The sequence below is a fragment of the Phenylobacterium sp. genome (genome assembly GCF_044371015.1).
Taxonomy (GTDB): domain Bacteria; phylum Pseudomonadota; class Alphaproteobacteria; order Caulobacterales; family Caulobacteraceae; genus Phenylobacterium.
In genome coordinates this window covers 1-4353 of sequence record NZ_JBILUK010000257.1, presented here as the reverse complement: position 1 = coordinate 4353, position 4353 = coordinate 1, and the positions used below count along the sequence as shown (strand labels likewise).

Below are 4353 nucleotides of genomic sequence, written 5' to 3'. Positions count from 1 at the left end.
GCCTTCGCCCCGTTCGCCCAGATAGCAGGTGTGGGTGTCCTCGACGGTGATCCCGACCAGCGCCTCGCCGCCCAGCCGTCGGGCCAGGGCCCAGGTCTGCGCCTTGGTCAGCCACATCAAGGGGGTTTCGATCCGGAAATCCCGGGCCATGCCCAGATTGAGCGCGACCTGCATCGCATCCAGGGTATCGCGCCGGCAGTCGGGATAGCCCGAGAAGTCGGTCTCGCACATGCCGCCCACAAGCACGTTCAAGCCCCGACGATCGGCCAGCGCCGCCGCATAGACCAGGAAAGCCAGGTTCCGCCCCGGCACAAAGGTCGAAGGCAGGCCCCGCTCGGTCATTTCGATGGCGCGGTCGGTGGTCAACGCGGATTCCCCGACCGCTCCGAACCCCTTCATCTCCAGCCGGTGATCGGGGCCGAGCCGCGGCGCCCACTCCGGGAACGCGGCGGCCAACCGGTCGCGAACCACGTCGCGCGCCGCCAGCTCGACGGAATGGCGCTGGCCATAGTCGAAGCCCACGGTTTCCGCGCGCGCGTAGCGGTCCAGCGCCCAGGCCAGACAGGCCGTGGAGTCCTGGCCTCCGGAAAACAGCACGAGGGCGGCGTCGCTCATTGGCCCCATATGGCGCGCGGCGGGCAGGCTGCAAAGCCGGTCCGGACGCCGCTTAACCTCTGCGCAAGCGCTTTTGGGGCATCATGCGGCTCCAAGACTGAGAGCTTCCATCGGCTTCATGCCTGTCACCGAGTTCTTTTCCGAGCGCGTGCTCAACGAGATCCGCGAACAGATGGCGGGCGCCCTGGCGCTCACCGATCAGCTCGCGCGCCAGCGTCTGACGCCGGATGGCGACGCGTGCGTCTCCGGCGTGGCCGACGCGATGACGGGCGTCCGTCGCCTGATCGACGCGGTCGGAGATCTGCGCGAAGTGGCCCGCACGGGCGTGGTGCTGAACATGACGCCCACACCGCTTCGCGAGTTGATGGACGAGCTGGAGGCCCGCTGGGGCGCCCGCGCGCGGCTGGCCGGCGTGACCCTGCTCGTATCCTACGATGGCGACCCCGACGCCAGCGCGCTCACGGATCGCCGCCGCCTGCTGCAGTTGTTCGACGGCCTGGTCGGTGAGGCGGTCGCCGCCCAGAGCCGCGGCGCCGTTGAAGTGGGTCTGACCGTCGCGCTGGAAGATGACGGCGTCGCGCTGACCGGCCGCGTCCGAGGACCGAGGGATCCTGCCTGGGATGAGCAGGACCTGTTGGCCAGAATCGCCGACATCGAGGCCCGCCTCGGGCTTGAGGTGGCCTTGGGATCGGTGCTCTCCCGCCGGGTTCTTGAAGGCATGGGCGGGACGCTTTCGCGCAAGGCCAACGCCGGCGGCTCCGACACCACGACCTTCTGCCTGCGGCTCGAACAGGCGGCCGAGACCGACACCGCGCCGGCCCCTGACGGCGGCCGCGCCGCCCATATCCTGGTGGTCGACGACAACGCCACAAACCGCATGGTCGCCCAATCGCTCGTGGAGATGTTCGACTGCACGAGCGAGGCCGCCGAGGACGGGGATGAGGCCGTGGAGGCTGCGCGTTCGGGCCGGTTCGACCTGATCCTGATGGATATAAAGATGCCGCGCATGGACGGCGTCTCCGCCACCCGCGCGATCCGCGCCCTTCCCGGCCCTGTTGGTCGGACGCCGATTATTGCGCTCACCGCCAACGCCGACCCCGAGGACGCAGCGGGCTATCTAAAGGCAGGGATGAACGGCGTGGTCGAAAAGCCCATGAAGCCGGAACAGCTGCTCGCCGCGCTGCAACAGGCGCTGGACGGGCCCCAGGACGAAACCTCGGCCGAAGCGGCGGCGGCCTGAGCGCTATTGCGCCGATCCCGACGATCCAATAGGTCGCGGGACCTCGGATCGGGGGAGCCATGTCCGACAGCAGCAACGAAGCCGCGCCCTCGCTTGAGGCCGTGCGGGCCCGGATCGACGCGCTCGACGGCGAACTCCTGCGCCTGCTCGATGAGCGCGCGGCGCTGGCCCGCGTGGTGGCTGAAGCCAAACGCGCGCGCGGCGAGGCCGACCGCTTCGCGCTCCGGCCGGCCCGCGAGACGGCAATCCTTCGCCGGTTGATCGCCTCGGAACGCCGCGCCGCCAGTCCGTCACTGATCGTCCGGGTCTGGCGCGAGATGATCGGTGACAGCCTGTCGGTCCAGGGGCCCTTTCATGTGGCCGTCTGGGGCGGGCGCGATCCCGGCCGGATTGTCGAACTGGCCCGCCAGCGGGTGGGGGCCGCCCCGCCGTTGGTTCAGGTCCCCAAACCGGAGGACGCGATCGCCCGCGCCCGGACGCCCGGCGGTGTGGCTGTTTGCGCTCTGGAGCCAGATAGCGCCTGGTGGGGTCGTCTCCTCGCGGCGCCGGATCTCAAGGTCTTCGCCGCGCTTCCCTGCCTGGCGGCCTGGGGCCCGACGGCCGCCTTGGCGATGGCGGCGGTCGACGTCGAGCCGACCGGATCCGACACCACCTTCTGGGTCACCGATGCGCCCGGTGCGGCGGCTGGCGTGATCGAGGCTCTGGGCCGCGACGGCGTTGCCGCCGACCTGCTGTTCGAGTCCGGGGGCCTGAAGCTGTTCGGTCTTCTGGGCTTCTATCTGGCCGATGATCCCAGACTGGCCCGCGCGCCGGGTAAACTCTCGGGCGTGATCGGGGCTGCCCCGACGCCTTTGGACGTGTAAAGGGTCGCGGCCTCAGTCCACGACAGTTCCGGTCCGATGTCCGAAGCCGCCTCAGACGCCCGCGCCCGCGCGCCGCGCCCCGAACCCAAGCCGGGCATCCTGGATATCCACGCCTATGTGCCCGGCAAGGCCGCCGCCGACGGGGTGGCCGATCCGATCAAGCTCTCCGCCAACGAGAACATCCTGGGCTCCAGCCCGCTGGCGCGAGAGGCCTATGCCGGCGCGGCCTTTGATCTGCACGTCTATCCGGACAGCCGCGCCAACCTGCTGCGCGCCGCCATCTCGGAAACCTATCGCCTTGAGCCCGAACGCCTGATCTTCGGTTGTGGGTCGGACGAGGTGTTCCAGCTGCTCAATCAGACCTTCCTGGAACCGGGCGACAACATGGTGCAGGGCGAGTACGCCTTCGCCGCCTTCGCCATCGGCGCACGAGCCTGTCAGGCCGAGGTCCGAAACGCGCGCGAGCCCAACTACCGCATCGACGTCGACGAGATCCTCAAGGTCGTCGATGACCGCACGCGGCTGGTGTTCCTGGCTAACCCCGGCAACCCCACCGGCACCTGGATTCCGTTCTCCGAAGTCGAGCGGCTGCACGCCAGATTGCCGCCCAGCGTGGTGCTGGTGTTGGACGGCGCCTACTCCGAGTTCGCCACGGAGCCCGGTTTCGATGACGGAATAGACCTGGCGCGGCGCTCGGAAAACGTGGTCGTCACCAAGACCTTCTCCAAGCTGCATGGGCTCGCCGCGCTCCGCGTCGGCTGGGGCTATGCACCGACGCGGATCGCCGAAGCGGTCGACCGGATCCGGTTGCCGTTCAACCTGTCGATCCCGGCCCAGCGCGCCGCCATCGCCGGGCTCGCCGACCGGGACTTCCAGGACCGCTCCATCGCCCACGTGGATCAATGGCGACCCTGGCTCGCCCAGCAGTTCGGCGGGCTGGGCCTGGAGGTGGTGGGCCCATCGGCGACGAATTTCGTACTGATCGGCTTTCCCACGACGCCGGGTCGCACAGCCGCCGACGCCGATGCCTTCCTGAGCGCGCGCGGCCTGCTGACGCGCCGGGTGTTGAACTATGGCCTGCCCAACCACCTGCGCGTCACAATCGGGCTTGAGGCTCACAACCGCGCCGTGGTCGAGGCGCTGGCGGCGTTCCTCAAGTCCTAGATTCGTCGGACACCTGCGCCAGCAGGCTCCGGGCCTCCTCGACGAAGGCTCGGACGACCTTGGGCGCGAAGGGATTTTGCGTCTGGATGGCCTTGAAGAGTTCGAAGGTGTCGGCGCCGATCAGGCCGCAGAGTTCGAGCAGGTGCTGGTAGGACTGGGTGGCCAGCCGCTCATCCGGGATTCCCAGGTTCACCAGGGCGCGACCGATCAGGTGGGTGAGGGCCTGGACATAGGCCATCTCCTGGTCGTGCTCCTCCGGCGTGCTGAGCGTCACCGCAAGGCCAAGCGAGCGTCCGAATGCGACCACGCCCTCATGGCGGTCCCCCCGGACGGGACACACGACCAGGCGCAGTCCCGGAAGGCCGTCGCGGGCGACGCTCTGAGGCCCGAAAAGCGGGTGCGTGGCGACGATGGCGGCGTGGGCCGGAAGGAGTTCGTCCATCCATTGCGCCGGCAGCATCTTCACGGAGC

Annotated in this window: 5 protein-coding genes; 3 read left to right on the top strand and 2 right to left on the bottom strand. The window is 69.2% G+C overall.

Annotated elements, in window-relative coordinates; translation table 11 throughout:
- Nucleotides 1-624, bottom strand: a 624-nt coding sequence (queC, locus tag ACIQ3R_RS15780; protein ID WP_397419810.1) for a 7-cyano-7-deazaguanine synthase QueC, incomplete at its 3' end; no start/stop codon positions are given.
- A 109-nt stretch (nt 625-733) separates the two neighbouring features.
- Here queC and ACIQ3R_RS15775 point away from each other — a divergent pair.
- From ACIQ3R_RS15775 to ACIQ3R_RS15765, 3 genes are read left to right on the top strand one after another with little or no spacing between them, the layout of a single operon-like run.
- Nucleotides 734-1855 (top strand): response regulator, encoded by a 1122-nt coding sequence (locus tag ACIQ3R_RS15775; protein WP_397419809.1) that lies wholly within the window; start codon nt 734-736, stop codon nt 1853-1855.
- A gap of 59 nt (nt 1856-1914) precedes the next feature.
- Nucleotides 1915-2718, top strand: a complete 804-nt coding sequence (locus ACIQ3R_RS15770; protein WP_397419808.1) for a chorismate mutase — start codon at nt 1915-1917, stop codon at nt 2716-2718.
- A gap of 36 nt (nt 2719-2754) precedes the next feature.
- Nucleotides 2755-3882: a pyridoxal phosphate-dependent aminotransferase gene (locus ACIQ3R_RS15765; RefSeq protein ID WP_397419807.1), complete on the top strand. Its 1128-nt coding sequence runs from the start codon at nt 2755-2757 to the stop codon at nt 3880-3882.
- On the opposite strand, the gene ACIQ3R_RS15760 is transcribed toward ACIQ3R_RS15765, so the two are convergent.
- A partial coding sequence (locus ACIQ3R_RS15760) for a prephenate dehydrogenase dimerization domain-containing protein (RefSeq protein WP_397419806.1) occupies nt 3872-4353 on the bottom strand: 482 nt, incomplete at its 5' end. The genes ACIQ3R_RS15765 and ACIQ3R_RS15760 overlap by 11 nt on opposite strands.